The 26,921-nt window shown below is 65.0% G+C and carries 22 protein-coding genes and 1 pseudogene; 12 read left to right on the top strand and 11 right to left on the bottom strand.

Annotation, left to right across the window (positions count from 1 at the left end; genetic code table 11):
- Nucleotide 1 precedes the first annotated feature (1 nt).
- The 4 genes and pseudogenes from IIB36_13620 to IIB36_13605 all read right to left on the bottom strand — a co-directional run bounded on the left by IIB36_13620 (nt 2) and on the right by IIB36_13605 (nt 5,191).
- Nucleotides 2-1,771 carry a Na+:solute symporter gene (locus tag IIB36_13620; GenBank protein ID MCH7532778.1) on the bottom strand — a complete coding sequence of 590 codons (1,770 nt, stop codon included), beginning with the start codon at nt 1,769-1,771 and terminating at the stop codon, nt 2-4.
- A gap of 19 nt (nt 1,772-1,790) precedes the next feature.
- Entirely contained in the window at nt 1,791-2,714 is a 924-nt protein-coding gene (locus tag IIB36_13615; GenBank protein MCH7532777.1) for an NTP transferase domain-containing protein, read from the bottom strand.
- Nucleotides 2,711-3,532: a dienelactone hydrolase family protein gene (locus IIB36_13610; GenBank protein MCH7532776.1), complete on the bottom strand. Its 822-nt coding sequence runs from the start codon at nt 3,530-3,532 to the stop codon at nt 2,711-2,713. Before IIB36_13610 ends, IIB36_13615 begins: the two co-directional genes overlap by 4 nt.
- A 26-nt stretch (nt 3,533-3,558) precedes the next feature.
- Nucleotides 3,559-5,191: pseudogene (locus tag IIB36_13605) on the bottom strand (alpha-hydroxy-acid oxidizing protein).
- 200 nt (nt 5,192-5,391) lie between these two features.
- On the opposite strand from IIB36_13605, the gene IIB36_13600 reads away from it, so the two are divergent.
- Genes IIB36_13600 through IIB36_13590 form a run of 3 tightly spaced genes read left to right on the top strand, consistent with a single transcriptional unit; the run spans nt 5,392 to nt 7,748 of the window.
- Nucleotides 5,392-5,913, top strand: coding sequence for a hypothetical protein (locus IIB36_13600; protein MCH7532775.1), 522 nt, complete (start codon nt 5,392-5,394; stop codon nt 5,911-5,913).
- 3 nt (nt 5,914-5,916) lie between these two features.
- Nucleotides 5,917-6,996, top strand: coding sequence for a phosphatidylserine/phosphatidylglycerophosphate/cardiolipin synthase family protein (locus tag IIB36_13595; protein MCH7532774.1), 1,080 nt, complete (start codon nt 5,917-5,919; stop codon nt 6,994-6,996).
- Nucleotides 6,993-7,748: a hypothetical protein gene (locus IIB36_13590; protein MCH7532773.1), complete on the top strand. Its 756-nt coding sequence runs from the start codon at nt 6,993-6,995 to the stop codon at nt 7,746-7,748. Before IIB36_13595 ends, IIB36_13590 begins: the two co-directional genes overlap by 4 nt.
- Before the next feature lie 50 nt (nt 7,749-7,798).
- Here the strand turns inward: IIB36_13590 and IIB36_13585 are convergent, their stop codons facing one another.
- On the bottom strand, nt 7,799-8,020 hold the full coding sequence (locus tag IIB36_13585) for a hypothetical protein (protein MCH7532772.1): 222 nt from the start codon (nt 8,018-8,020) through the stop codon (nt 7,799-7,801).
- Nucleotides 8,021-8,330: 310 nt separating this feature from the next.
- On the opposite strand from IIB36_13585, the gene IIB36_13580 reads away from it, so the two are divergent.
- Both IIB36_13580 and IIB36_13575 read left to right on the top strand, forming a co-directional pair.
- Nucleotides 8,331-8,561 carry a hypothetical protein gene (locus IIB36_13580; protein MCH7532771.1) on the top strand — a complete coding sequence of 77 codons (231 nt, stop codon included), beginning with the start codon at nt 8,331-8,333 and terminating at the stop codon, nt 8,559-8,561.
- A gap of 124 nt (nt 8,562-8,685) precedes the next feature.
- A complete protein-coding gene (locus IIB36_13575; protein MCH7532770.1) occupies nt 8,686-9,624 on the top strand; it encodes a DUF3810 family protein in 939 nt (312 codons plus the stop codon).
- On the opposite strand, the gene IIB36_13570 is transcribed toward IIB36_13575, so the two are convergent.
- The gene (locus IIB36_13570) at nt 9,621-10,703 is read right to left on the bottom strand and encodes a PA0069 family radical SAM protein (protein ID MCH7532769.1); all 1,083 of its coding nucleotides are present in this window, start codon (nt 10,701-10,703) and stop codon (nt 9,621-9,623) included. The genes IIB36_13575 and IIB36_13570 overlap by 4 nt on opposite strands.
- Before the next feature lie 149 nt (nt 10,704-10,852).
- Complete coding sequence (locus IIB36_13565) at nt 10,853-11,284, bottom strand: hypothetical protein (GenBank protein ID MCH7532768.1); 432 nt, start codon at nt 11,282-11,284, stop codon at nt 10,853-10,855.
- A 311-nt stretch (nt 11,285-11,595) separates the two neighbouring features.
- Here IIB36_13565 and IIB36_13560 point away from each other — a divergent pair, with 311 nt between their 5' ends.
- Complete coding sequence (locus IIB36_13560; GenBank protein ID MCH7532767.1) at nt 11,596-12,039, top strand: MarR family transcriptional regulator; 444 nt, start codon at nt 11,596-11,598, stop codon at nt 12,037-12,039.
- A gap of 42 nt (nt 12,040-12,081) precedes the next feature.
- Here the strand turns inward: IIB36_13560 and IIB36_13555 are convergent, their stop codons facing one another.
- From IIB36_13555 to IIB36_13540, 4 genes are all read right to left on the bottom strand, one after another.
- Complete coding sequence (locus IIB36_13555; GenBank protein ID MCH7532766.1) at nt 12,082-13,563, bottom strand: hypothetical protein; 1,482 nt, start codon at nt 13,561-13,563, stop codon at nt 12,082-12,084.
- A 75-nt stretch (nt 13,564-13,638) separates the two neighbouring features.
- Nucleotides 13,639-15,921, bottom strand: a complete 2,283-nt coding sequence (locus IIB36_13550) for a TonB-dependent receptor (protein MCH7532765.1) — start codon at nt 15,919-15,921, stop codon at nt 13,639-13,641.
- Nucleotides 15,922-15,923: 2 nt separating this feature from the next.
- The gene (locus tag IIB36_13545; GenBank protein ID MCH7532764.1) at nt 15,924-16,667 is read right to left on the bottom strand and encodes a hypothetical protein; all 744 of its coding nucleotides are present in this window, start codon (nt 16,665-16,667) and stop codon (nt 15,924-15,926) included.
- Complete coding sequence (locus IIB36_13540; protein ID MCH7532763.1) at nt 16,664-17,233, bottom strand: sigma-70 family RNA polymerase sigma factor; 570 nt, start codon at nt 17,231-17,233, stop codon at nt 16,664-16,666. The genes IIB36_13545 and IIB36_13540 overlap by 4 nt, the downstream gene beginning before the upstream one ends.
- A gap of 192 nt (nt 17,234-17,425) precedes the next feature.
- Here IIB36_13540 and IIB36_13535 point away from each other — a divergent pair, with 192 nt between their 5' ends.
- The 6 genes from IIB36_13535 (at nt 17,426) to IIB36_13510 (ending at nt 26,751) form a co-directional block, all read left to right on the top strand.
- On the top strand, nt 17,426-18,736 hold the full coding sequence (locus IIB36_13535) for an aminopeptidase P family protein (protein MCH7532762.1): 1,311 nt from the start codon (nt 17,426-17,428) through the stop codon (nt 18,734-18,736).
- On the top strand, nt 18,733-19,476 hold the full coding sequence (locus IIB36_13530) for a haloacid dehalogenase type II (GenBank protein ID MCH7532761.1): 744 nt from the start codon (nt 18,733-18,735) through the stop codon (nt 19,474-19,476). Before IIB36_13535 ends, IIB36_13530 begins: the two co-directional genes overlap by 4 nt.
- Nucleotides 19,477-19,668: 192 nt before the next feature.
- Nucleotides 19,669-22,479, top strand: a complete 2,811-nt coding sequence (locus IIB36_13525) for an amidohydrolase family protein (GenBank protein ID MCH7532760.1) — start codon at nt 19,669-19,671, stop codon at nt 22,477-22,479.
- Nucleotides 22,476-23,783: an amidohydrolase family protein gene (locus IIB36_13520; protein MCH7532759.1), complete on the top strand. Its 1,308-nt coding sequence runs from the start codon at nt 22,476-22,478 to the stop codon at nt 23,781-23,783. The genes IIB36_13525 and IIB36_13520 overlap by 4 nt, the downstream gene beginning before the upstream one ends.
- Before the next feature lie 32 nt (nt 23,784-23,815).
- Nucleotides 23,816-25,285: a hypothetical protein gene (locus IIB36_13515; protein ID MCH7532758.1), complete on the top strand. Its 1,470-nt coding sequence runs from the start codon at nt 23,816-23,818 to the stop codon at nt 25,283-25,285.
- A gap of 110 nt (nt 25,286-25,395) precedes the next feature.
- Nucleotides 25,396-26,751, top strand: coding sequence for a hypothetical protein (locus IIB36_13510; GenBank protein ID MCH7532757.1), 1,356 nt, complete (start codon nt 25,396-25,398; stop codon nt 26,749-26,751).
- Nucleotides 26,752-26,921 lie beyond the last annotated feature (170 nt).

The raw sequence follows: 26,921 nt of genomic DNA, 5'->3' as shown, positions 1-26,921 counted from the left end.
ATCAGCGCACACCCACACGCGGGAGTGTCTTGAAAAGCCCCACGGCCGCGGCGGCAGCGGCACCGAAGCAGACGGTCGATAGACCTACCTGGCCGTACAGCGCGTACCCCGTCCCACACAGTGCGCCGTACACCACGACGCACGCCAGGAACCAGGCGAGGAAGGCCGCACTCGGGCCCTGGGCGTCGCGGTCCGGCTCCAGTCCGAGGCCAGCTCCTCGCCAACCCGGGCCCATCGGCTTGATCAGCTCGTGGAAAGTCCGCAGAGTGTCCGGCTGTGCCGGAGGGGTGAGAAACGTCACGGTCACCCAGCCCACCGAAGTGACGAGCACGCCGAGCACGAGTTGAAGCGATGGGTCCACAGGCTCGAATCCGAGCGCTTCGTGTCCGAACTGGAAGTAGATCGCGACGAGGAACGAGAGCACCATCGCCGACAGCTCGCTCCACACGTTGATGCGCCACCAGAACCAGCGCAGCAGGAAAACCAGCCCAGTTCCCGCTCCGATCTGTAGCAGGATCTGGAACGCCTGGAGCGCGTTCTCGAGCCACAGCGATACGATGCCCGCGAGCACGATCAGCCCCACCGTCGCGGCACGCCCGACTTGCACGTAGTGCCGCTCGTCCTTGGCGGGGGCGACGAATCTCCGGTAGCAGTCGTCGACGATGTACGACGCCCCCCAGTTGAGGTGCGTGCTGATCGTCGACATGTACGCCGCCGCCAACGAGGCCACGACCAAACCGAGCAGCCCGGATGGCAAGAAGACGAGCATCGCAGGGTACGCGAGGTCGTGGCGGACGATCGACGGATCGACCAGCGGAAACGCCGCTTGGATCGACTCGAGCGTCGGATACATGATGAGCGATGCGAGCGCGACCACGATCCACGGCCACGGTCGCAGCGCGTAGTGCGCGATGTTGAACCAAAGGGCCGCTTTGAGCGCGTGGGACTCGTCCTTCGCTGCGAGCATGCGCTGGGCGACGTAGCCACCGCCTCCGGGCTCTGCGCCGGGATACCAGGTGCTCCACCACTGGACGGCGATCGGCACGATGAAAACGGCGGTAGCGGTCCTCATGTCGGTGAAATCGGGGAGCAGTCCGAGTTTGCCCTCGAGCGCCGGGTTCGCGAACAGACCGGAGAGTCCTCCCACGTCTGGTTGGATGACCGCGTAGTACGCCGCGGCGAACGAGCCGATCATCGCTATGGCGAAGAGCAGAAGATCGGTCACGACGACGCCCCAGAAGCCAGACGTCGCCGAGTACAAGGCGGTCACAGTGCACGCGACCAGCACGACCTCGTACTTCGACGCCCCGAGCACCACGCCGCCGATCTTGATCGCGGCGAGCGTCACGGTCGCCATGATCATCACGTTGAAGAAGACGCCGAGGTAGATGGCCCGGAATCCTCTCAAGAACGCGGCCGGTCGGCCCGAGTAACGGAGCTCGTAGAAGCCGATATCGGTCAGGACTCCGGAGCGGCGCCAGAGCTGAGCGTAGAAAAAGACGGTGCACATCCCTGTGATCAGGAATGCCCACCAGAGCCAGTTCTGGCTGACGCCTCCGGTACGAACCAGGTCGGTGACGAGGTTGGGCGTGTCCGTGGAGAAGGTCGTCGCCACCATCGACGTACCCAGCAGCCACCACGGCATTGAGCGGCCACCCAGAAAGAACTGGTCGGTCTGGCTCCCGGCTCGGCGCGCGAAGTAGAGGCCTACGGTCAGCGCGATGACGCCGTAGGCCGCGATGACGGACCAATCCAGTGAGGTGAGCTGCATCTAGAAGGGTGATCGGCGGCTAATCGCCCATCGCGGAAAAGCCCTGGGCTAGGCTAGCCGGATACGCGCCCTCGTCGACGCGTTGGCGCAAAGTCTCCAGCGCACGGCTACGATCCTCAGCATGCGTCACGCCGAACCATGAATCCGGGGCGTGCAAAACGTAGACCTGTGACGCGCCGATCTGGATCTGGTTGTTCACCGCGGTCGAAAGGAAGAACTCGCGGTCCGTGTCCGCGCCCCAGCGACCGAGGAAGCGAGTGAACTGTCTCCGCATGTGATCGATCACGGGCGCGGTGAAGCCCCACAAATTCATGGACACGATCTCGTCGCCGGAAAGCTCGAGCGTGCTGCCATCGGTGTACATGCCAGTGATCCAGCCATCGATGCGGCGGATCTCACGTACCTCGGAGATGCGCGATAGCAGCCCGTCCCGACTCAGGACGCAGACCCCCCGAGCGACGCCAGCATGTCCCGACAGGGTGTGATCGAGCGTGTACCCTACCAACGCCGCCTCTGTGGGCACCGGATCCTGGGACAGATGCTGGTACATCATCGAGAACGCGCCGGGGCCATAGAGGTCGTCGGAGTTGCACACCGCGAAGGGTCTGTCGATGAGCTTCGACGCGCACAACACGGCGTGGCCCGTACCCCACGGCCGTATGCGATCGGGAGGTGCCCGGAACCCCTCGGGCAGCTCGTCGAGGTCCTGGTGGACGAAGTCCAAGGGGACATTGCCGCCCACGACCTTGGACACATGGTCGCGGACTGCTTCCTCGATCTCCGGCCGCACGACGAAGATCATTCGGGCGAATCCGGCACGGACGGCGTCGAAGACGTTGTAGTCCATGATCGTTTCACCGTTGGGGCCCAAAGGGTCAAGCTGCTTCAAACGCCCGTAGCGCGTGGACAGGCCGCCGGCGAGCACGACCAGCGGTAGGGTCACGAGCCGAGGTGCTCCCGGAAGAACTCGATCGTCAGCGGCCAGGCGCGTTCGGTCGCGCGTTGGTTGGCCCCCTCTTGCCCGGGCTGGTTGCGCAGGAAACCGTGCCCCGCTCCGTCGAAAATGCGTGACTCGAACGACTTTCCGAGCGCGCGCATCGCTTCTTCCGCCCTGGGGATCGTGGAATTCACCCGGTTGTCGTTCCCGCCGTACAATCCGAGCACCGGCGCCCCAATCGTTTCATATCCGTCGTCTGGGGAGCTGCCGTAGTATACGACGGCGGCGTCGAGATCGGCGAAGTCGATCGCGAAGCCGAAGCTTCGGCCGCCTCCCCAGCAGTACCCGACCACCCCGACAGCGTCGCTCGCCGCTGGGAGGCTCGTCGCGTAAGACGCGGCACCGTGCAGGCGGCGGTTCACGTCCGTGACGTCGAGCGAGCGCACGGCGGCCACGCTCTCTTGGCGGTCCATCGACTCCGAGCCGCCACCACCAGGTCCGGTACCTGTGAGAAGGTCCGGCGCGATCGCGATGAAGCCATCCGCCGAGAGCTGGTCCGCGACCGAGCGGATCCAGTCCGTGAGGCCGTATATCTCGTGGATCACGACGACGACCGGCGCGGCGTCGCTGCGCTCGGGGTACGTGACCCACGCCCGTACCATATCGCCTCCGCCAGCGTCATAGTCGATCCACTCGCCGTGCCGCGGCGAAGCGTCCAGGCGCGCGCGCGCGCCCTCCTCGTCCGGCGGCAGGGACTGCCCCGCCACGGGAGCTGCGGCGATCATGAGCGCGAGCAGAGCTGCCGAGTGACGTATCGTCATCATCCTACCCTCCGTGCCTTTCGGGTTCATCACGTACCCATGCCCGCGTACCTCACGCCGGTCAGGTCCGCGATGTCTCGCTTCCACGTCGTGAGATCGGTTGGGCTGAAGTCCCGAAGATGGGAGTGACCGCAGGCGCGCGCGAGCACCTGCATGAGTTCGATCGAGGCTTCGAGGAAGTTGGCGAGTCGCCGGGCGGACTTGTCCACGATGAGCCGGGCCCTAAGCCCTTTTTGCTGCGTCGCGATTCCGACCGGACAGTTGTTGGTGTGGCACGCGCGCATTCCGAGACACCCGATGGCTTGCAGGGCCGAGTTCGCGATCGCGACGCCGTCTGCCCCGAGCGCAAGCGCTTTCACGAAGTCCGACTCCGTGCGCAGCCCTCCGGTGATGATGAGGGTCACACCGTCGACGCCGCACGCGTCGAGGTGACGCCGAGCGCGGGGCAGCGCCGCGAGTGTCGGGACCGAAATGTTGTTCTTGAAGATCTCGGGGGCAGCGTCTGTTGCGCCGCCTCGCCCGTCGAGAATGATGTAGTCGCACCCGACCTCGAGCGCGAAGTCGATGTCGTCCTCGATATGCTGCGCGCTCAACTTGAAGCCGATGGGGATGCCACCGCTGACCTCGCGCACTTCTTCGGCGACCGCTCGGAAGTCGTGGACCGTCACTAGGTCGGGGAAGGCGGGCGGGCTGATCGCGGCCCGACCGACCTCGAGCCCACGTACTTCCGCGATCTTGCCCACCACTTTCGCACCGGGCAGGTGACCACCGGTACCGGTCTTCGCGCCTTGCCCGCCTTTGAAGTGGAACGCCTGGCACTTCGCGACCTTGTCGAGGCTCCAACCGAACTTTGCTGACGCTAGCTCGTACAGGTAGCGGCTATTCGCTTCGCGCTCTTCCTCCAGCATGCCTCCCTCGCCTGAGCAGATCCCGGTTCCGGCTAGCTCCGCTCCTGTTGCCAACGCGACCTTTGCTTCCTCGGAGAGAGCTCCGAAGCTCATGTCGCTCACGAAGATCGGGACATCGAGGCGAAGAGGCTTCAAGGCGTTTGGGCCGATCACGAGCTCGGTGCCTACTGGCTGGTCGTCCATCGCGGGGCGTCGGGCCAACTGTGCGGTGAGGAGCTGCAGGTCGTCCCAGCGCGGCAGCTCGGTGAGCGGGACCCCCATCGCCGAGACCACGCCGTGGTGACCGACCTTTGACAGCCCGTCTCGCGCGAGGCCCTGGATATAGTTGTTGTGCGGTTCCTCCGGGCCCCCGTGCACGTCCTGATACAAGCCGAGATATTCGTCGCGGCGGTAGGGCTGCGGGTGTGCCTCCGCGAACTCAGCGACCTCGGCCACCCACACCGCGTCCGCCTCTTGGTCGATCACGGCGGCAAAGCGGTGCAATGCCTCGTCGTTGTTGTATTCGCTGGCACCCGTGTCGTACCGATAGTCCCAGCCGTGGACACCGCAGATGAGGTTCTGCCCATCGATATAGCCGTCCGCGAGCAGAGCGCCCCGGTGATGACAACGCCCATACAACACCGCGACCCGGTGGTCAAAGCGGATCACGACGAGATCTACGTTCGAGACCAGCGCCGTATGCGGGCTGCCGGTCTTCGAGCTGGCTCCAAACGGCGACGCGCGCACGCGTTCCGTCCACAGTTGGGAGGTTCATTCACGACTTCCTGGTTGGATGGTGGCTGAGTGTTCGACACTCTCTTCGGGTGGATGCCGCCGCAAGTACGTCGGTAGGTGGATGTAGTCCTTGCCAGCGATTGTTACAATCCGTCTACGTCTCCAATACGCCAAGTGCCGTAGGGACCCGGACCCCCCAGAGGTCTCATCCTTCGGGCACCTGGGAGCGAGAGCGGCTCCGTGAAGTGCACCAAGGGGGGAGAGGCCATGTGGGAGATACTTACAGGACTGCTGGTGGGAACGGCGGTCAGCGGGGTTCTGCCGCTCGTAAACGCAGAGCTGCTGGTCGTGGCAGCAGCCGTGGTGGTGCCAGGGCCCGCGCTGCCACTCGTGGTGGCGGTGTCAGCGATCGGCCAGATGAGCGCCAAGACGCTGCTGTTCTCCTTGGCGCGCTGGGCTCCGGCCAAGCTACCGGTGAAGGCGCGAGCCAGGGTCGAAAAGGCCTCCGGGGCTGTTTCCGAGCGAGGCGGGGCGGTGAGCTCGCTCGTCTTCACGAGCGCCACGCTCGGTTTCCCGCCGTTCTACGGCGTCAGCCTCGCGTGCGGCACGTTGCAGATGCCCTCGCTGCCCTTCATCCTGTCCGGCACCGCCGGCCGCGCGGTTCGATTCGGTGTGCTCGCGTGGGCAGGACATAAGTTCGGTGCATCGGCCATCGAGCTGCTGGCCAAACAGGGCTTCGCTTCGTTCTTGATCGGAGGCTGACTCATGCAAACCCAAGTGCTTGTCGACGCCGCCGAATTCTGGGGTCGTCTCAAGGACGACCTGCGAGATGCACGCGAGCGCGTCTATGTTCAGACCTTCTCGTTCGAAGGGGACAGAGTCGGTACCGCGCTCGGACGAGCGCTCGAGCGGTGTAGGGCGATCGATCGGCGGCTGCTGGTGGACGGCTTCAGCCTGCTCTACCATAACGATAGGTTGATCCCTGGCCCTGCGTGGCTCGAACGCCCGTTCCGCCGGGAGGTCAAACTCACCCACCGGTGGGTGAGCCGGCTCCGTGACGGAGGCGCGCGGGTCAAGTTCGGCAACCCGATCGGCCCCTGGCCCCTCAAGCTGGTTCGCAGAAATCACAAGAAGCTCGTGGTCATCGACGATCGGATCTCGTATTTCGGCGGCATCAACTTCAGTGAGCACAACTTCGAGTGGCACGACGTGATGTTTCGGGTCGAGTGCTCGGAGTTCGCGCGCGTCCTCGCGGGCGACTTTCGAGCTAGCTGGGACGGTAGGCCTCAGACGATGGATGAGCAGGTTGGCCCGTTCCGCGTCTTGTCGCTCAATGGACGTGGTAATTCTCGAATGTTGCGGCCGGTGCTCGAGGCGATAGCAGCTGCACAGCGGTCGATCGACGTGATGAGCGCGTACCTGTCCCACCCGTTCACGCACCACCTCGCGGCTGCGCAGCGGAGAGGCACGCGGGTGCGGGTCCTTACGCCGGCCGCGAACAACAAGTCGAACCTCGCCCGCCACATTCTGCAACGCGCGCATCGGGACGACTTCGATGTGTTCCGGTTCCCGGGCGTGATGAGCCACATGAAGGCGATGCTCATCGACGACGAGCTACTTGTCGCCGGTTCGAGCAACTTCGACTTCATGAGCTACCACATCCTGGAGGAGATCATCGTCATGACCCGCGATCCGGCTACGGTCGAGTCCTTCGTCGAGCGCGTGTGGATCCCCGACCTCGCGGGGGCGAGTCAGGCGCGCGTCCATCCGAGCATCGGCACGTGGTATGGTGACGCTGTCGTGCGCGTGGGAGCCGCCGTCGCCGGCGCCCTGGCAAGGCCATGAGGACCGTGGCGTGGGGCCCGTTGGCCACGGCTTGTGCGACGTTGCTGCTCGGTATCGGAATCCCCAGCGGATCGATGGGCGCGCAGCAGCTCCCAAGGATCACCGTGCCCGCGGTGGTTCCGCTCGTGAGTGACGCCGCGAAGCCAACTTGGGCCGTGGAAGGCGTACCTGACACGGTCTGGTTGCTGGTCAAGGCGTCTTCTGAGGTGCTCGACGATGAGGACCGGATGAAGGCGCTGCTCGAAGACGCAGAGGCCCAGGCCCGCGCGGCGGTCGAGGAGGAGGACAACGTCGCCCGACGCTTCGCGCTCGCCGTGGTGCTCGGGATGCGAGCGAATGAGGAGGGGGGCCGCACCCGCGTCCTCAAGGCGTCGGATCTGCACAAGGAGTTGGACGTGATCCTCGAGCGCGCTCCCGATCACGCGGGGGCACGTCACTTGATCGGGCGCCTGCACGCTGGGATCCGGCGCATGAACCGGATCACGAGGTGGATTGCGACGAATCTTCTGGGGGGGGCCGAACTCAAGAAGGCCACGTGGGAGCTCGCGGAGCAGAACTTGCTTTTCGCAGAGCAGTACGCCCCTGACGTGTCGGATCATCACTTGCAGCTAGCCAATCTGTATCGGGACACCGACCGTTCCGAGCTTGCGCTGCGCGAGGTGGGGCACGTGATGGAGATGCGGCTGACTTCGCTGATGGAGGAAGCCGTGCTTGACGAGGCGCTCGCGCTGAGAGAAAAACTCGGCCGGTAGTCGACCCCTTGCGGGAACTCGGAGCTAGTCGAGCATCCCGGCGTGGAAAGCTAGGCTTCGGCTTCCGCTTTGGCCTTCCGGGCCCGGCGGAAGAGGAACACGCCAACGCCGAGTGCGGCGCCGACACCGAGTGCCATCAGCGCGATCTTCAACGCCACGGCGAGCAAGCCCATGACCCAAGCGGTCACTGGAATCATGAGAATCTTGAGGGCCTCCAACAGGAGCCAGCCGATGATCCCAGTAGCCGTCAGTCCCGCTGCAAACCTCATCACGTCGCCCTCACTTCTGAGTTCCCGCCGCGGCCGTCACCGAGCCATCGTTCGCTGAGGGAGTCTACGCGAGTCGGTAGGCCAGGGTTTCAGCCGTTGGATACAAAATAGTCGCATGTGGTTGCGCAGGCGAGACAACGCCTCGGGGGTCTGGAGCGTCGAAGGAGGTTGAGGGTCGGAGGTCGGAGCTGGATCATCCGGAGCGCGCGGTAGCTCTGGCGGACCGAGCCGAAACCGTCCGGCTGATTCGAACGTATTGGGACGTGAGCGAGGCGGCAGGGGTCGCCTTCCGGAAAGCGGTGGGAGAGGGACGATGATCAACGCACATATCGATGAGAAGAAGGGAGCCCCGTGGTGGGCTGCCATCGCCGCGCCCCTGGTGGGCGTCCCGCTCATGGTCGCGCTGCTGACACTCGCATCTCCGGAGGAGAACGCACCAGTGGGCGAGCCGGAAATCGGCGTTGGCACGGAGCAGGTGGAACCTCAGGTCGTACATCCGACCGAGCTCGAATCCGACTACATCGAACAGCACCGACAGAGCTGACCGGCTCTGCTCGCGGACCATTCGTTCGCGGATTCTTCAGCTTCAGTGCAGATTGCGCCGCCCGCATCAGGCGGCGTTTTTTGTTGATGGAACTTCTGTCCCCCCGAAGGCCGTATAGGCTTCCATGGAAGAGATCCGCATTCCCAACGACGCTACGTACGCTCCGGTCTCGCTGACCGACGTCATCGCCGCTGCACCCCTCGCCTCGAGGCTCCTGCTCGGCGCGACCCTCCCCGGAAGAGTTCTCAGCGCTGCTGCGTTCGGCATGTACGCTGGCAGCGCAGTGAAGGACTGGTTGAGTCGTCGCGAAATGAAGTGGATCGACTTCGACCGCGAGTTCGGCGCGGACATCAAGAGCCTTCAGGAGATGCCCGACGACGCTCGTCGGGACGAGATATCGAGGCTCGCGACCCGACTCAACGACATGTACACCGACGAACGAGTGCCGAGGGCCGAGCTCGCCAAAGCGGTGAACGAGCACCTCACGGAGTACATGGCCAGCATCACCGGCCAGCGCGTGCACACTAGCTCCGAGATTCGGGACTTCACGCTCGCCAAGCTGATCTTCCCCTTCGCGATCGGAGTCTGCGACATCATCTCGGGGGACGTCGCTCTGTTCAAGGACACCGGCGTTTTCGAGGCGCACGTAATCTGTCACGAATTCGTGCACCGGAAGGGCTACTGGAAAGAGCTTCACGCCCAGGCGCTAGCCTACCTCGCGCTCATGTCTTCAGGCGATCCACTGATGGTCCAGTCTGCGCTCGCGGAGCGTCTTCACCGGCAGCTCAAGTCGATCGCGGGCGAGGATCATCAGGAGTACCACGACCTCGTGGACGGTCTACGGTTGCGCTCGGAACTGGCAAATGAGCTGCACGCGCTACGTCCGGACGCCGGCGTCTACGAGAGCTCGGTCTCGCTCGTCATGAAGAAGCTGTACGACGAGCGCATGAAGCTGACCGGTCAAAACGGGCTGTCGGACTACGATGTAGGCTTCACGAACTTCCTGTGGACCTTCCAGCGCAGTCCCAACGCTCGTCAGGAGCGGTGGCAGGGGGAGTTCTAACTCGGCGCGCTCCCGAACAGATTCATCTGGGGCTTCCCCGGGTCCGGAGGCCGGACGAACGAGGCGGCGGAGAGCGCGGGAGGCCGGTTGAGCCCCAGACGGGCGCTCGTCACCTGGAAAAGAGATCGGAGGTGGTCTGACCAGGGCCCTTCACCCCTCCCACGCACGCCGTACCGGCTGTCGTACAGCTTGCCGCCTCTCATGTCACGCACGCGGTTGAGCACCTTGTCCTTGCGACCCGGGAAGTGCTGCTCGAGCCATGTAGAGAAGATGTCCTTCACCCCGTGGGGAAGTCGGAGCAGGATGTATTCGGCGAACGAGGCCCCCGCTTCGGCAGAAGCCTCCAGAATCGCGGGCAACTCGTGGTCGGTGAGGCCGGGCACGACCGGGGCGACGTTCACGCCAACGGGGATCCCTGCTCCCGCCAGCACTCGGATCGCTGCCAATCGGCGCTCCGGGATCGAGGCCCGCGGTTCCATGACACGCTGGATGTCCCGGTTCAGCGACGTGACGGAGAGCACAACCGCGACGGCGTTGTGCTCAGCGAGCTCTGCCAGCAAGTCCACGTCACGTGAGACGAGGTAGCTCTTCGTGATGATTGCGACCGGGTTCCGGAACTCGGCGAGCACCTCCAGGCATCGGCGCGTGATCCCCAGCCTCCGCTCCGCCGGCTGATACGCATCGGTATTGCCGCTCAACCCGATCACCTGCGGTTTCCACTTCCTGGCCGACAACGCCTTTCGCAGCAACTCTGGCGCTTCCCGCTTGACCAAGATCTTCGTCTCGAAGTCGAGTCCGGCGGAGAAACCCAGGTACTCGTGCGTGGGCCTCGCGTAGCAGTACGCGCAGGCGTGCTCACACCCCCGGTAGGGGTTGATGCCCACGTTGAATCCCACATCCGGCGAATCGTTGTAGGCGAGGATCGAGCGTGTCGCGTCGTTCAGGAGAACCGTCTGAGGCGTCGGGTCGTCGGGGTCGGTCCAGCCGTCCCGGTCGAAGTGCAGTCGCTCGAACCGATTGGGCGGATTCCAGGTCGTTGCCCGGCCGCGGAGGACGGGCAGGGCTTGTGTGCTCGGCATGTTGAACAAGGTAGCCGAATAAAAACCGAAAGTCGAGGCGGCTCTAGACGGACCTGGTGGCGCAGGAATGCCGGAGGCCCCTTCCGCTATGCAGAAGGGGCCTCTGGGTCATGATCGGGCGAGCCCGCCCGCGTCGTTCAACTCAGACGTCAGGCCTGCTCGATGTCATAGCAGACACGCCAGTCGACCATGTTCTCAGGGTCGCCTGAGCCTTCGTCGGTCGGCTGGTGACGACCGATCCAGGAGGACGAGGGGCCGATGAACTCGCGCCGATAGTTCTCGAGGTGATCGTTGGCCGTCAACTGGTCCAACTCGACGCCGAAAAGCTCTACGACCAGGCTCTCCCCCACCTTACCTTCGTACAAAGTCTTATCGATCTTGTCGACTTTGTTGCGCCGGGGGTGATCGGAGATGGACCAGTAGCCCTGTTCCGGGAACTCCACCTCATGGCTGTCGCCACCGGTGGTGATCTTCGAGCGGAATCGGAACTCGCCCTCGTCGTCCCACACGGCTTCTTTGTTGTCCTTGATCTGAATCCACCGCAGGATCACGCGGATTCGGTCGACACCATTCTCCGACATCAGTGCTCCCGGTTTCGTCGAACCTGAAGAATGTGGGTGAAATAGAGCTTCTAGCGGTCGCTGGTCAAGGGTCGGGGCTGAAGCCGGCGGGCAGCAGTTCTACGACTTCGCGACCTCGGACATCAGTGCCAATTGGTTCTCTTCACTGTCTTTGAAGAAGGCCAACCACAACTCGTAATCTCCCATATCGTGGACGAAGTGCGGGTCGACATCAAATGTTACGCCGCGTGCGACCAGCGTCTGGTGTGCGCCGTCGATGTCGGGGACCTTGTAGTACAGGATCGAGCCTCCAGGGCTCTCAAGGGGCCTCCATGTCGGACCAGGAAGGCGCGAACGACCCGGCCACCGACCTTGCGGACCGGTTGCACTCGGCCGCGATCCACCTGCTGCGCCATCTTCGCCAGGAGGACGACGCGTCCGGGCTGACCGCACCCCGCCTCTCGGCACTGTCGGTGATCGTCTTCCGGGGACCGCTCACCGTGGGGGAGCTTGCGCATGCCGAGCAGGTGCGTCCACCCACGATCTCTCGCCTCGTGAGTGACCTCGAGGAACAGGGTCTAGTTGGGCGCAGGGAGGACCCGGAGGACCGGCGGGTCCGTTGGGTCGAGGCGACCAAGAAGGGACAGCGCTTGTTGCACCAGGGGCGCCGGCGTCGTGTCGATCGACTCGCGCAAAGACTGCGCTCGCTTTCAGGCAACGACAAGAAGACGCTCACGAGTGCGGCTGCTCTGCTCGAACAGCTCGTGAGACCGTAGCAGCCCGTGGCAGGAGTGCCACGGGCTGCTCGCCAAGCTCACCTACCGGATCGGGATCCTGAGTGTCAGCTGATGAGTGAGTACTGAGGCGTCCTGAAGCGTGAGCGGGGCTTCGGGGGCCACGATGAAGTCGGCACCGGCACTCAGTGGAGCCTCAGCCACGCCGCGCCACGCCTGCACCGTTCCTGGCTGGCCGGTTCCGGTCGTGAGGCGGCCAGCGTACGTGAGCTCGAGGTCCGAGAACCGGAAGGTGGCGCCGAACGTCGGCGTCCACTCCATCCACGACTCGTCTTGCTCGCGAAAGGAGTTCTCGACGTGATTGGTCTGCTCGAGTGTGTAGTCGTAGGAGCGAACTTCGAGTCCGCCCTGTAGCCCGACATCCTCCAGCTGATGGGAGAGACCGGCGCGCAGGATCACATTGGTGAAGAAGAAGTCGTTTTCGATCGTCCGTCCGCCCGCCTTGATCAGCATACCGTCGTCGGTCACGACGTCCTCATCGGCTTCCTGCCACGTCTCGCTCCAGATCGGCTGCAACACGACGTCGATCCCGAAGGTGGTCGGGCCGCGTGTACGGCCGAATCCGAATCCGGCCTCGTACGCCCACGTCGTGCCGGGGTCACGAGGGATGTTTTGGATGCTGTAGTTGGGGATCTTCGGATGCGACTTCCGATTGACGGTCGCCGCCGCTCCCACTCGCCAACCTGGAGCGTCGAGGTCTCGGTCCCAGGAAAGCTGTCCTCCCCACGTTCGCGTCTTGTCTTCGTTGATCTCGATACGCGCCCGGGCGACGGGGGGCTGCATCGGATCGTCCCAAGTGAAGTCGACGTACATGACGTCGTGGGTCATCGATATGCGATTGTTGACGAGGATGATCGCCAGACGCTCGCGTTCCCCGTCGCGATACAATCCCAATCGCAGATCGGAGATGCTGCCCGACTGCTCAATACGGTCCGCGCCGGCGTACAAGAGGTCGACGCCATCCAGCGCATCGAGATGCGCCGTCGAGGCTGCCAGACCTACCGACCACGGACCGGCTCCGAGCCGGCGCCCAACGAAGCCGCTTGCGTAGAGGTTGCGGGACGAAACGTCGCTCAGGCGACGCGGCGGCCCGATCCAGTCCACCCAACGATCGATGAAGAAACCGGTGCGCCTCGAGTTGTCGATCTGTTGTAGCGCGAGCGATGCACCCCCGAACCATTCGGCGCCGCGGAAGAGGCCTGCGAGGGGGAACGTCTTCCCGGAGCCACCGTTGTCGGAGATCCTGTAGAAGGTGGGCGACCCCAGGAACGAGGACTCGTTGATGAAGACGCCCTTGGCAGGGTTGACCCATGGATCGCCGAGGGAGTCGTTCACGGCGAAACGGACTCCGGCCATGCCGAGGTTGGCGCTCGGCAGAATGAGGAACTGGTCGCCCGACGCGACCGGTATCGTGCGGATCGGCACGAGCTGGGCGGCGAGCGGCACCGCGTGGATCGAGAGAAGCGCGGCGAGGGCCGCAAGAGCACGAACGAATGAAAGGCGCATCGTCACCTCCGGTAGTCGGCGGCACCTCGGCCGCCGTCACTCAGAGAACGACTGCGGGCGGGCAGCCGTGACGCCTCAGAACGAGAAGGCCACTCCGAAGACCGGAAGTAGCGGCCGTTCGGCGAGGGGCGTAAGCTTGTCGCTCCGCCACGACTGGAACGTGTAAAAGAGCGCATCGCGACGGTCGAGCGCGTTCAGGACACGCAGGTATGGCCGCACGCTCCAGCGTCGGCCGCCCCATTCGGGAGTCAGGAGCGCGTGCACCTCGACGTCGATGCGAAGGAACTCCTCGTCAGGCCCTGAAACGAGCGGAGAGTCCTGGCTCCTGTAGGGCGAGGTCCCCTCGCCGTCCGGGGCGAAAGTCGGATCGGCCGATTCTCCCGCCAAGCCGCGAAATGGGATGCTCGTATACGGCAGGCCTGCACCGTACGCGACTCGAATCTCTCCTCGTACCGGTCCGCCGAGACCTCCTGAGAGTCCCGCGCTCAGCAGATGGCGACCCGCGAAGTCGGAGCTGTACCCGGAGAGGTCTTCCGTCGACCAGAACCAGGAGAGGCCGTACCCCAGCCACACCGCCGCCCGCGTCCCGGCACTCCTCAGTTGGAGGTCGATGCCGGACGAGCGGATGGTCTTCTCGGGTGCGGCCTCCAGCCCCTCGTACCGCTTCCAGAACCCTTGCAGGCCGAGTCGTACGTTGGTGCCGAGCGTCTGGTCGAGCGATACGACCACGTGGTCTGCCGTAGCCACCGGCAAGAGGGCGGACGCGGGCAAGCCCTGCTCGACGACTTCTGCGAGCGTTCTCTCGACTTCGACGTCGGGCGTGCGGGTCGGTTGGTGGTAGCGTCCTACCGCGATCGTGATCAGCGCGTTCGGATCGAAGTCCCACATCAAGGCGACGCGCGGGGCGAGACGGAAGCCGCCGGACGAGAAAGCGTCTCCGCGAAGGCCGGCCCGCAGCGTCAGCCCCGGCCCGAGCGGTCGAGTCGCGTCCACGTAAGCCCCCGTCGTGGTCGTCTGAGTCCGCGTGCTCGTCTCTGGTCCGCCACCCAGCGCTCGAGCGGCGAATGCCGCGTCAATGCGTTCGTGAGACACACCGAGCCGGAGGCGTTCCCCGGGGGCGCCCCAAGCGAATTCACCGATCATCCTGAGGCGGTCGGTCGCGGCGGTTGCGAGCAAGGCGTTTGGGATGGGTTCATCGGCCGGCGCCGTCGGCTGCAGGGGAAGCGACGCGCGATATCCACTCCGCGCCGCCATCAGCTCCAGCGTGCCCGTACCCACCGCTCCTATGTACTTCACGGAAGCGGCGCGGTTCGACCAGCTCGCGTCGTCCGGTGCGTTGGCGAAGTCCAACAGGACCGCCTCTGAGTTCCAGAAGCCGGTGGCGCGGACCAACTGTCCGTTGGTGGGCTCGAATTCCATCCCGAGCAGCACATCCCGGTAGCCGTACGGAGGCCGGCCCCGAAGTGCCGTCGCGCCCAGGTCGTGCAGCGATCGCGCCGATGCGACGTAGCCTCCACGTGAGCCGAGCGGCCCCTCCAAGGCGGACGTGGCGGCGAGCAGATCCAGCGAGCCCGATGCGCGAACGCGATCCCTTCGGGGTCGGCGCGTCTCGAGGTCGAGGATGTGCGTGAGGCCACCGTCATACCGCGCCGGCGCTCCACCGACGTGAAGCACTGCGGTGCCGAGCACTGCTGGTTCGAAGCTCCGCATGAGTCCGCCAACGTGGAACGGTGTGTAGACCGGTGCCCCGTCGAGCAGAACGAGCTTCAGGTCCGTAGTCGAACCCCTCATGTAGAGCACGTCGGTGGCGTCGGCGGGATCGTTTCCGGGCAGCGACTGCAACGCGTCGAGCAAGCCCGGATGTCCTACCCCAGGCGTGAGATCGAGCGCCTGGACCTCGAGCACCGGCATCGGAACCCGTTCGCCGGTCGCCGCATCAACGTCCTGAGAGCGCGGCTCGCCAACCACGTCCACCGGATCCAGCTCGACGGGCTCGGCCTGCAGCTCCAGGTCGACCCGCACGTCGGCTCTTGGGGGAACGAGCACTTCCACCGAAAGCGAAGCGTGCCCGGCGTGCATGACGGTGAGACGGATCTCCCCGGCCGGGAGGTTCTCGAATCGATACCGCCCGACGCTGTCGGCGAGGACCGTTCTCCGAGTCGTCGCTACAAGCGCCTCAACCAACGCGTTCGCCAGAGGGGTCCGTCGCCCGTCGAAGATCCCGGTGACCACGCCGCCTATCGACGCCATCGCGGGGTCCGTCGCCCGCACCTGGGCATGCGCCATGGACGGTACATTGGCGAAGACGGCGAGGAGTGCCGCCGCGCGGAGCGCTCTGGAGGACGGTGACGTTCGCATCGTCAGGGCACGATGAACCGGATTCGATCGGCGTCTCGCCCGACGACGGGCCCAGACACGGTTTCACCGCCGGCCGAGCGCTGCAGATACATACGTCCGTTCACCGCCAATGATACCGCAGAGATCGACTCCGGAAGCTCGACTGTGACCGGCCCACCGGTGATCGTCGCCCGCACCCGGCCCTCCGCTGACGTGAAGGAGCTTCCCCGTGCGCCAAGCACTGTCACCGCCGGCCCCGCGACCCAGAGTACCTCGATCGTCGTTCCGGAGGGCACCTGGTCGAGCTCAACCACCAGCGGACCGTCCTCGATGATCATGCGCATTCCGACCGGCTCGACCGACACCGCTGGCGCCAACGCACTCGGTGCGGGTGCCTGGGGCTCTCGGCCGCTGATGAATTCGCGTAGCGGCGAACCTGGAAGAGCCGACAGTGCGCCGGTGGTCAGGAGTAGGAACGTCGCGGCCCTCCCAAGCGTCCAGAAGGACGTACGCACCCGCGGCTCGCGCCTCTGCCCAGCCGCTGCCTCACGCTTCGCAAGCCGAGCCCGCACGGCTGCGCGGGCCGATGCCACGTCGAACCGCTCATCGAGGTCGGTGAGTGCCGACGCGATGTCGGCCGCGCGTGCCTCGGCTTCTTCCAGCGCCGTGCGGCACATCTCGCACGTGCCGAGGTGGGCGCGCGCGTCGGCATCGACTGGAACGCCGTCGCGCAGCTCGAGGATCGCTCTTTCCGTGAGGTGGCTCATGCCGGCTCTCCTGCGGCAGCGAGGACGTCGATGAACCGGCGTTCCGCACGAGCGAGCAGGGTACCGACCGAGGTGGCGGCCACGTCGACCGCCTCGCCGATCTCGCGGTAGCTGAAGCCGGAGTAGCGCATGAGCAGCATCTCGCGGTCCCGGGCGGGCACGGCATCCAGCGCGCGGCGAGCCCTCGCTCGATTTTCTGTTCGCTCGAAGGCCTTGTCCGGGGATTCGGGCTCAGTTGTCATAACCGGGTTCTCACTCAAGAGTCGCTTGCGGTTTCCCTCGACCCGGTAGCGGTCCCGAATCAGGTGCGTCGCGGTCTTGAAGAGCCACGCTCGGATTCCGGCGGAGCTCCCCTCGACGTCGCGCTCGAAGAGCCGGACCATCGCCTCCTGGGCGACGTCCTCGGCCGCGTCCCGGTCACCGCTCAAGCGGTGACAGAAGCGCACGAGTGGCAGGTACTCCTCGTCGAACGTGGTGTCGAAGTCCACGGCGTTCCCGGTAGGGTCTCGCAACACCGACAGCCATCGGATGTCGGTTCCGTCCGGTTCTACACGGTCGGCGGTCATGGGGTCTCAGTCTAAGGAACGAGTGAGGGCCCACGACCGTGACATCGAGGGACCCGCGTTGCCACAAGTGTGGCGCCCCGTGTTGGTTTCCAGCCCGAACCCGGACACGCAGATTGCCCCACTCACCTCGTCCAACGCTTCCGGAGGAAACTGATGAGCCGGTATCCCATCCGCGTTCCTGCTGCTCGTCCGATGAGACCCGCGGTCCTCGCCCTCCTGACGCTCGCGCTCGCGCTCGCTCTTGCTCCGGCTGCGACGAATGCTCAGGAGGCGCGGGCGCGCTGGGAGCGCATGTGCCTGATCCGCGCCGAGAAGTTCGATCTCGTGCTGCCGACGGCGATGCGTGACAACGACCTCGACATGTGGATCGTCGTCATGAGGGAAGGGCTCCTCGACCCGATGTGGGAGGCGCTCGGCCGTGGCTACGTGGGAGGCTGGGCATACTACGTCTTCACGGATCGAGGCGACCGCGTCGAGCGGGCCGCGCTCGGCGTAGGAGGTTACATGCTCGAGCAGTGCGGCGTGTATGACCACTTCGGCGGTGCCGGAGAGCTGGCAGACTACGTTGCCGAACGGGACCCCCAGCGCATCGGCGTGAACATCGCCGAGTCGATCGGCGGGGCCGATGGGCTCTCCCACACCTCTTATCTGCACCTGAAGCGCGAGCTCGGGAGCTACGGCGAGCGCTTGGTGTCGGCCGAGCGCTTCGTCTCCGACTTCCGATCCACGCGGACCGCGGCCGAGATCGCCGCTTTCGCGGAGGCTGGGGAGATGTCTCGCGAGATCGCTGAGCGCGCCCTTTCAAACGAGGTCATCACTCCAGGAATAACCACGCTCGAGGATGTCGCCTGGTGGATGTCGGATCAGCTTCTCGCGCGCGGCCTCGACTCCTCGTTCGACATGCCGTCCGTCTACGTCACCGGTCCCGAGGGCATCGCCGCCACGTCGAGCGACCGCATCATCCAGCGCGGTGACCTGCTGATGGTCGACTGGGGCGTCGGGTTCCTCGACTTCTACACCGACATGAAGCGTATCGCCTACGTTCTACGCGACGGTGAAAGGGAGGTGCCGGCGGGAATCCAGAACGCCTTCGATCGCGCCAAGCAGGTGCGGGACGTGATGAAGGCGAGCATCAAACCGGCGGCTACGGCCCAGTTGGCCCTCGATGCCACGTGGAGCGCGCTCGAGCGCGCGGGCTTCAACCGAATCGAGTTCAACCAACCGAGCGTCGATCCCACGATCACGGACGTGGTCATAGGACCCCACTCGGTCGGGAACTGGGGCCACGGGTTCGGCCCATCCCTCGCGTTCTTCAACCCGACGCGGCTGACCTACGAGCTGCGGCCGGGCACGCTGATTTCCGTGGAGCTGTTCGCGTATACGGCCAATCCGGACTGGGGTAACGCCAAAGTGCGAATTCCGTTGGAGGACGACGCGTTGGTCACGGAGCGCGGTATCGAGTGGCTCTATCCGGTGAATGCCCGCATCCTGTTGATCAAGTGAAGGTTGGGCCGGAGACGGGGCCGCCATTTGACTTCGCGCGGTTCGACGCGCTCACCTTCGACTGCTACGGAACACTGATCGACTGGGAGGCCGGCATCCTCTCGTTTCTCCGGCCGCTTCTCGATGCCCATGGCGTCGTCGACCAGAACGACGAGGAGCTCCTGGAGCGGTACGCTCGCCTCGAGTCCGAAGCCCAGCAGGGACCGTTCCGGCGATATCGCTCCATTCTCGCCGACGTGGCGCGCGGCTTTGGTGAGGACTTCGGCTTCGTGCCGACCAGCGCCCAGGTGGAGGGCTTGGCGGCGTCGGTCGGCGCTTGGCCGCCGTTCGCGGACGCGGCCCGGGCGCTGAGGGCGCTCGAGACCCGCTATCGGCTGGCGATCGTGTCCAACGTGGATGACGACTTGTTCGCGGGGTCCGCGGGCCGACTAGGGGTCGACTTCTCTGAGGTCGTGACGGCCCAGCAGGTCGGTAGCTACAAGCCGGACCAGGGACACTTTCACGAGGTTCTGGACAGACTCGACCTCCCGCGTGGTCGGGTCCTGCACGTCGCCCAAAGCCTGTATCACGACATTGCTCCGGCACGCGCTCTCGGGATCACGTGCGTCTGGGTCAATCGGCGCGCGGGAAGCCGAGGAGGTGGCGCGACGAAGCCTGCCAGCGCCCGGCCCGACCACGAGGTCGCCGACCTGCGCACGCTCGTCGAGGAGATGGGGCTCGCCGAGGCAATGGGACGCTAGACGCCCCCCGAGCGCCAACGGCATTGGCCGCTTCATCGCGCGCTGGAAGTAGGCGCGAACGGACCGCTGGTGTGGCCGACGGCGAAAGCGGTAAGCAACACTCGGCGCGGGTCGCATGTCCCTGGAGTACCACTTCTGGCAGCTCCCGAGGTGCGAGACTATTCTGTCGATCCCATCAACGGAGGTCCCAGCATGACAGCACGGCTCCAGCTACCTGACGTCGGGAGGGCTCGGAGCCCGCGGGCGCTCCTGGTCATCTTGGCGGCTCTCATCGTCGCCCCTCAAGCCGTCGACGCACAGCCAAGACCGACCCGTCCTGCCGCGATCAAGCTGTATGCGATCCAGAACGCGACGATCGTCACGGTTTCGGGCCAGACGATCGACAACGGCACCGTCGTCCTCGAGAACGGCATTATCTCCGCAGTCGGCCAGAACGTGGACATTCCCGCGGGTGCTTGGGTGATCGACGGATCCGGAAAGACAGTTTATCCGGGCTTGATCGATGCGTTCACGACGCTCGGCCACGGCTCAGTCGCCCCTCCGCAACAGGGCGGACGGGGTTTCGGCCCCGGCGCTGAAACCGATGACACCAACCGGTCCTGGGGTCCCGAGGACCGCCCGGGCACGACGACGTGGCTCACCGCCGCGGACGATCTGGACAAGGACGACGCCCGCTTCGAGGACTGGCGGAGCGCCGGCTTCACGACCGTCGTGAGCACGATCGGCGACGGCCTCGTGACGGGGCAAGCAGCCATCTTGAACCTCGGTCATTTCGAACGGCCGCGTGAGATGGTCGTGGAGAGCTCGGTAGCGATGCGGGTGAACCTGTCCGATCGCTCGTACTCGGGATTTCCGGGCAGCCCGATGGGCGTGTTCGCGTACCTGAAGCAGCTCTATTACGACGCTGCGCACTACGACGCGGTATGGAACGCGTACGACGAAGATCCGCGTGGGAAACAGCGTCCGGAATGGGACGTCTCCCTCGAGCCGATCCGGCAGCAGCTCCGCGAAGGGTGGCCACTCCTCTTCCCGGCGACCAGCCGGTCGGACGTCCGGCGCGCCATCGCGACCACGGCCGAGATGGGCGTAACCCCGATCATATACGGCGCCCAGGGGGCCTATGCGGCTGCCGATCTCCTCGCCTCCGAGGGCATTTCGACGCTCGTGAACCTCGACTGGCCGTCGGCCCCGACGGGTGGCGACCCGGACGCGGTTCCCTCGTTGGAGCAGTTGCGCCTCTGGGACCGCGCGCCGACCACCCCGTCGGTGCTCGCGGAGGCCGGGGTCAAGTTCGCGTTCTATTCAGGTGGTTTGGATGACCCCTCCGACATTCTGGACGCAGTGCGCAGAGCTGTTGCTCAGGGCCTTTCGGAGGAGGACGCGATCCGCGCTCTCACACTGTCCCCGGCCGAGATATTCGGTATCGACGACCGGATGGGCTCGATCGAAGAGGGCAAGATCGGCAACCTGGTCATCGCGGACGGCAGCATCTTCGCCGATAGCACGAACATCGAGACGGTGTTCGTTGATGGTGAGAAGTACGACAAGCCCGAGACGATGGCCTCAGTTGGCGATGGCGGACGTGGCAGACGTGGTGGTCGGGGCGGCAGAGGGGGCCGGGGAGGGGAGGATGAGGATGAGGATGAGGATGAGGCCTCCGGGCCCGATTACGCGGCGCCGCCGATCCCGATGTCTCAGGACAAGGGCCCCTACCGAGACGACGCAGTCACGTTCATTACCGGCGCCACCATCCTGACGGCGTCGCACGGCACGATCGAGAACGGCGACATCGTAATCCGCGACGGCAAGATCGCCGAAGTCGGCACCGGCCTGAGCGCGCCGAGCGGCGCAACCGTCGTCGACGCGACCGGAAAATATGTCATTCCCGGCATCATCGACGCACACTCCCACATGGCGGCGATGAGCATCAACGAAGGGACGGTGAACGTCTCGGCGATGGTGACGATCGAGGACGTGATTCGGCCCGAGGATATCGGCATGTACTGGGCGCTCGGGGGAGGGGTGACCACGATCAACATCCTGCACGGCTCGGCGAACCCCATCGGGGGTGGAAACGCGGTGATCAAGCTGCGCTGGGGGGCCGATGCACCGGACCTCCGGGTCGGGGCGCACCCCGGCATCAAGTTTGCCCTGGGTGAAAACACGAAGCGGGATCGGAATCCGGATCGTTACCCCGCCACGCGCATGGGCGTACAGGACGTGATCCGTCAGGCATTTCTGGACGCGACCGAGTACATGGAGGAGTGGGACGCGTACGATGCGGGAGGCATGCAGGGAGTAGCCCCGCGTCGAGATCTCAAGCTCGAGTCGCTCATGCAGATCTTGAAAGGCGAGCGTTGGGTTCATTCTCACTCGTATCGTGCCGACGAGATCTTGCAGCTTATCCGGCTCGCGGAGGAGTTCAACTTCACGATCCGCACCTTCCAGCACGTGCTGGAGGGGTACAAGGTGGCCGACGAGATCGCCGCTCACGGTGCCGGCGCCTCCACGTTCTCCGATTGGTGGGCGTACAAAGTCGAGGCGTACGACGCGATCCCGTACAACGCCGCGCTGATGACCGAGCGCGGTGTGCTCGTCTCGATCAACTCCGACTCGGGCGAGGAGGTGCGCCACCTCAACCAGGAGGCCGCGAAGGCCATGAAGTGGGGCGGGCTCGATGAGGAGCAGGCTCTACGGCTCGTCACGCTGAACCCGGCGACCCAGCTCGGCATCGAAGACCGAACCGGATCGATCGACGAGGGCAAAGACGCCGACCTGGTCATCTATGAAGGTCATCCGCTGAGCATGTTCGGTAAGCCGATCCAGACCTATGTGGACGGCAAGCTGTACTTCGACATCGACATGGATCGTGAGCGTCAGAAGGCGATCGAGGCCGAAAAGGCCGCGCTCATGGAGAAGCACGGGATCGGCGAAGCCGGAACCCGCGCAACCACCGATCGCGTTGCGTCTCCTGGGCGACCCCGTGAGGAGGTGAACCGATGAAACGCACAATCTTCGGCGCCGCAGGCGCCCTCGTGCTGACCCTCGCGTTGGCGGCTGCCGCTTCGGCGCAGACGTACGCCATCCAGGGAGGTACCGTGCACACGCTCGCCGGCGATCCGTTCGTCGGCACCGTGGTCATCCGGGACGGTCGCGTCTTGGCGGTCGGCCCGAACGTGGACGTGCCGGCGGACGCACAGGTCGTGGATGCCACCGGCAAGCACGTCTACCCCGGCCTGTTCGACGCCATCTCGGGCCTGGGTCTGACCGAGGTCGGCCAGGTCGACGTGACCAACGACTCGCGTGAGCAGGGGAACTTCAACCCGCACCTACAGGCGGCGACCGCCATTCATCCGGCCACGGAGCACGTGCCGGTCGCGCGTGCAAACGGGATTACGCTCACCATGGTCGCGCCTCAGGGCGGAGACGGTGCGATTCCCGGACAGGCTTCCCTCATCGGGCTCGACGGCTGGACGGTCGAAGAGATGTGGGTCGAGCCCGGCGCGGCCATGGTCATCAACTACCCGTCACTAAGCGGTGGCGGTCGCGGACGGGGCGGTGGACGCGGAGGCCGCGGGGGAGGTGACTTCTCGGACCGACAGGAGCGCTATCAACAAGCCGTCACTCAGCTGGACGAGTGGATGGAAGCGGGCCGGCGGTACCATCAGGCCGTGCGCGCCGGCGCCGACGTCCGCCGCGACCTCAAGCTCGAAGCGATGGCCAGGGTCGTTGAGCGGGAGATGCCGGTCCTGCTTTCGGCGAACGGCGAGCGCGATATCCGTAATGCCGTCGAGTGGGCGCTGCGGCAGGAGATCCACTACGTCATTACGGGCGGCCGAGAGGGATGGAAGATCGCCGACTGGCTCGCCGAGAACGAGGTGTCGATGATCCTGTCCGGCACGCAGACGATGCCGAGCGGCGCGGACGCCGCGTACGACGAGGCGTACGCGAACCCCGGCAAGTTGCATAGCGCCGGCGTGAAAATCGCGTTCGCGACGTTCAATTCCGCCAACTCGAGGACGCTCCCGTACGAGGCAGCTCAGGCAGTGCCCTATGGTCTGCCCCACGACGCGGCGCTGAACGCGGTGATCAAGAACGCGGCCGAGATGCTTGGACTCGACGATCGCATCGGGACGATCGAGGAAGGCAAGCTCGCGAACATCATCGTCACGGACGGTGATCCGCTCGAGATCCAGACGCAGGTCACTGACCTGTTCATCATGGGACGTGCGGTGAGCACGGACAACAGGCACAAGTCTCTCTACGAGAAGTACCGCAGCCGCCCGCGCGGACGGATCATCTCCTAGGGCACTGTATCGGTACATCTGACGGAGTCGCGATGCGCTTCGCCTACATGGACTCCCAAGGCAACGAAGTCACCATTCCGAGCGTCGACGCCCTAGCCCTGCGCATCCAGCTCGGGGCGATCAGCGCCGACACAGAGCTGTACGACGCTCAGGCTGACCGTTGGGGACCGGCGCACACGCACGACATCTTCCACACGCTGTCGCGAGATGCGGAAGAGGAGGGTCTTGTAGCTCCTCCCCCCGCCATGGCGCCCGAGCTCCCAGTGTCCGAGTCAGCTTCGGCTGATGATGCCGAATCGGAGCCGGAGCGCGAGAAGGCACTCGAATCCGTCGCGGAGGCGCCGGAGGCGGACGCTGATCTCGATGACCTCGACCTTTCTTTCGTCGTCACATCTGAAGTGGAACCGGGTGGCGGTGAGAGCGCCGACGCTGGGGACATGGACTTGGGTGGGATGGGCCTCGACCTGGTTCCCGCGGCGGAATCGGAATCGGAATCTGTGTCGGCGGAGCTGGGTGGTGGACTGGACGCGCCGATGGAGCTGTCGGACGACGAAATGGAGTTGGAGTCGCCGATGGACTTCGTCGGCGGAGGCGACACCGGGAGCTCGGACGGAGGACTCGAGCTCGAGCAGCCCCTGTCGGACTATGCGCCTGAAACTCCCCGTGAGCGGCAGCAGCAGGACCAGGATGATGGCGAGCGGAAGCCACGTTCACGGCCCTCGGCTCCTCGTCGACCGAAGAAGGTCCCCGTCGGCATGATCGTCGGGGTGGTCGTTCTCTTAGGGGGCGGGGCTGCCGCTTTCCTCGCCTGGCGGTCGTTTGCGGGCACTGAGGTCGAGACCCCCGCGCTTCCGCCGGTCGTGATTCCAGACATCCCGGCCGAACTCCTGCCCCGCATGGGGGACATGGCGGAGGCTGCGCTCACCGAGATGGTAGAAGACCTGCGCGGCCGATTGGCGGCGCTGGACATCCCGACCCAGCCCCGAGACGCGTGGTTGGGTGGCAACTACCTTGCGAACGCCAGCCAGTTCGAGGACATCGAGACGTTCTGGATCGGGATTGAGCGCTTCGTCGACGAAGTGAGAGACACCGATACGCAGCTCTTCCACGACAAATACGTGCAGCAGGTCGAAGCCGCCGGTTTCACGGCGGACACAGCCGCCATGCTCATCGAAAGGGCCGACTCGGGCTTCGTTGCCGCGCGCGATGCGCGCTTCGAGGCGTACAGCTTGATGGATGACCTCCTGAACGCGTCGCTCGATCTCCACACGTTTCTGCTCGACAACGAGCAGAACATCGCGTACGAGCCGGCGAGCGCCGGCGTCTCCGATGATCCGGTGCTCGAGGCAGTGCCGAGCACCGAGATGCTCGGTGACCAGATGTGGGACCGGATCGAAGGGATCACCGACGCCCTCTCCGAGCTGGGAACCCTCGACCGCGTGACTCGGGAGCGGCTGTTCGCCGTGCTCTTCGACCGAATTCGGCGGGCTGGAATCCAGTAGACGCAACGCTAGGACCCCCTTCCTGCGTCTTACTCGTGACGCCGCGCTGCAATCCCTTCCCCTCTCAGCGCGGCGATTCCTGAAAGCGTAACTACTGAGCCGAGGTGCAGATGAAGCGGTTTGGGTGGGTGGCGAGCCTCGTTGTCCTCATGTGCCTGTGCGCGCTTCCGTCTGCGGCGCAGGACGCGCCCGCGACGGGCGACGCGCTCAACCTGTTCTTCGATTGCCAGGGCTTCGGGTGCCGCGACATGGACTTCTTTCGTCGGGAGGTCCCGATCGTCAACTGGGTCCGGGACAGGGAGGTGTCCGACGTCCACGTATTGGTCACATCCCAAAGGACCGGCGGTGGTGGCTTCCTGTACACATTGGCCTTCATCGGCCGGGGCGATTTCGAGGGTGAAGATCAGGAGCTAACGGTCGCCACGGCCGGCGACGCGACGTCCGACGAGCAGCGGCGTGCGATCGTGGGCCGGCTCAAGCTGGGCCTCGTGCGCTACGTCCAGGACAGTGCGCTGGCAGATCAACTCACGGTGACGTTCGGCGGCGGAGCTCAGACGGGCGCACCCGGCAGGCCCGGTGGGGGCCCACTTGGCGGTCCCGGTGCTCAGACTGCTTCTCCCGAGGACGACCCGTGGAACTTCTGGGTTTTCAGTATCAGCGCACGGGGGTTCGTGAACGGGCAGTCTACGTCGAAGTTCACGAACTACTTCGGCAATGCGAGCGCCAACCGTACCACCGAACAGTGGAAGATCTCACTGGGTGGGAACTACAGCCGGAACGTGCAGCGGTTTGAAGTGCCGCTCTCTGACGGCTCCACCTTCTCGGTGAATGAGACCCGGGAAGACTGGGGCGTGAATTCGTCCTTGGTGAAGAGCGTTGGCGGGCAGTTCTCGCTCGGGATGCGCGTGAACGCCGGCTCCTCGACGTTTCTCAACCAGGACTTTCGGTGGAGCGTGAAGCCCGGCGTCGAGTACAACTTCTTTCCCTACGAGGAGTCGAGCCGGCGTTCCATGACGCTGCAGTACCTCGTTGGCCCGAACCACTTCGACTACACGGAGCGGACGATCTTCGGCGAAACCGAAGAGACTCGCTTCCAGGAGTCGCTCACTGGCCGGCTCTCGCTCGTCGAGCAGTGGGGACGGTGGTCGACCTCGCTTACGGGTGCGCACTACATGCACGACTTGGATCGCTACAACTTGGCGCTCTCGGGGAACTTCAACATCCGCCTCTTTCGTGGGTTTTCCATCCAACTCTCCGGCAACTACTCGTGGATCGGCGACCAACTGTACATTTCCGCCGGGGACTTGACGGAAGAGCAGATCCTATTGCGGCAGCGGCAGCTCGAAACGAACTATCGCTACTTCACTTCGTTCGGGATCACGTACCGCTTCGGCTCGATCTTCAACAACGTCGTGAACCCGCGCTTCGGCAGGTCGGGGGGTGGTGAGTTCATCGTCTTCGGGTAGCTGATCGGGTCGTCGGTGGTTACGTCGGGGGCCCTCAGCGGGCACTACCGGCCCCCGTCCCGACCCTGATCCTCCAGGAACATGCGCCGCGCGCCCAGATCGTACACGTCGCCAGGGTCGAGCCAACGGAGCGGAATCAGCGACAGCGGATCGGTCGCGTCGTACACCGC

The sequence above is a fragment of the Gemmatimonadota bacterium genome, from assembly GCA_022560615.1.
GTDB lineage: Bacteria > Gemmatimonadota > Gemmatimonadetes > Longimicrobiales > Gaopeijiaceae > UBA1138.
The sequence above is the reverse complement of the archived record's forward strand: the minus strand, read 5'-3'. Positions and strand labels throughout refer to the sequence as shown.

Excerpts from the sequence above, each read along its gene's own strand:
- IIB36_13515 (MCH7532758.1), top strand. The coding sequence starts at position 23,816 with ATGCGCTTCGCCTACATGGACTCCCAAGGCAACGAAGTCACCATTCCG.
- IIB36_13595 (MCH7532774.1), top strand. The coding sequence starts at position 5,917 with ATGCAAACCCAAGTGCTTGTCGACGCCGCCGAATTCTGGGGTCGTCTC.
- IIB36_13620 (MCH7532778.1), bottom strand. The coding sequence starts at position 1,771 with ATGCAGCTCACCTCACTGGATTGGTCCGTCATCGCGGCCTACGGCGTC.
- IIB36_13555 (MCH7532766.1), bottom strand. The coding sequence starts at position 13,563 with ATGCGCCTTTCATTCGTTCGTGCTCTTGCGGCCCTCGCCGCGCTTCTC.
- IIB36_13575 (MCH7532770.1), top strand. The coding sequence starts at position 8,686 with ATGGAAGAGATCCGCATTCCCAACGACGCTACGTACGCTCCGGTCTCG.
- IIB36_13535 (MCH7532762.1), top strand. The coding sequence starts at position 17,426 with ATGAGACCCGCGGTCCTCGCCCTCCTGACGCTCGCGCTCGCGCTCGCT.
- IIB36_13590 (MCH7532773.1), top strand. The coding sequence starts at position 6,993 with ATGAGGACCGTGGCGTGGGGCCCGTTGGCCACGGCTTGTGCGACGTTG.
- IIB36_13540 (MCH7532763.1), bottom strand. The coding sequence starts at position 17,233 with ATGACCGCCGACCGTGTAGAACCGGACGGAACCGACATCCGATGGCTG.
- IIB36_13510 (MCH7532757.1), top strand. The coding sequence starts at position 25,396 with ATGAAGCGGTTTGGGTGGGTGGCGAGCCTCGTTGTCCTCATGTGCCTG.
- IIB36_13525 (MCH7532760.1), top strand. The coding sequence starts at position 19,669 with ATGACAGCACGGCTCCAGCTACCTGACGTCGGGAGGGCTCGGAGCCCG.
- IIB36_13545 (MCH7532764.1), bottom strand. The coding sequence starts at position 16,667 with ATGAGCCACCTCACGGAAAGAGCGATCCTCGAGCTGCGCGACGGCGTT.
- IIB36_13560 (MCH7532767.1), top strand. The coding sequence starts at position 11,596 with ATGTCGGACCAGGAAGGCGCGAACGACCCGGCCACCGACCTTGCGGAC.
- IIB36_13610 (MCH7532776.1), bottom strand. The coding sequence starts at position 3,532 with ATGATGACGATACGTCACTCGGCAGCTCTGCTCGCGCTCATGATCGCC.
- IIB36_13580 (MCH7532771.1), top strand. The coding sequence starts at position 8,331 with ATGATCAACGCACATATCGATGAGAAGAAGGGAGCCCCGTGGTGGGCT.
- IIB36_13520 (MCH7532759.1), top strand. The coding sequence starts at position 22,476 with ATGAAACGCACAATCTTCGGCGCCGCAGGCGCCCTCGTGCTGACCCTC.
- IIB36_13565 (MCH7532768.1), bottom strand. The coding sequence starts at position 11,284 with ATGTCGGAGAATGGTGTCGACCGAATCCGCGTGATCCTGCGGTGGATT.
- IIB36_13570 (MCH7532769.1), bottom strand. The coding sequence starts at position 10,703 with ATGCCGAGCACACAAGCCCTGCCCGTCCTCCGCGGCCGGGCAACGACC.
- IIB36_13550 (MCH7532765.1), bottom strand. The coding sequence starts at position 15,921 with ATGCGAACGTCACCGTCCTCCAGAGCGCTCCGCGCGGCGGCACTCCTC.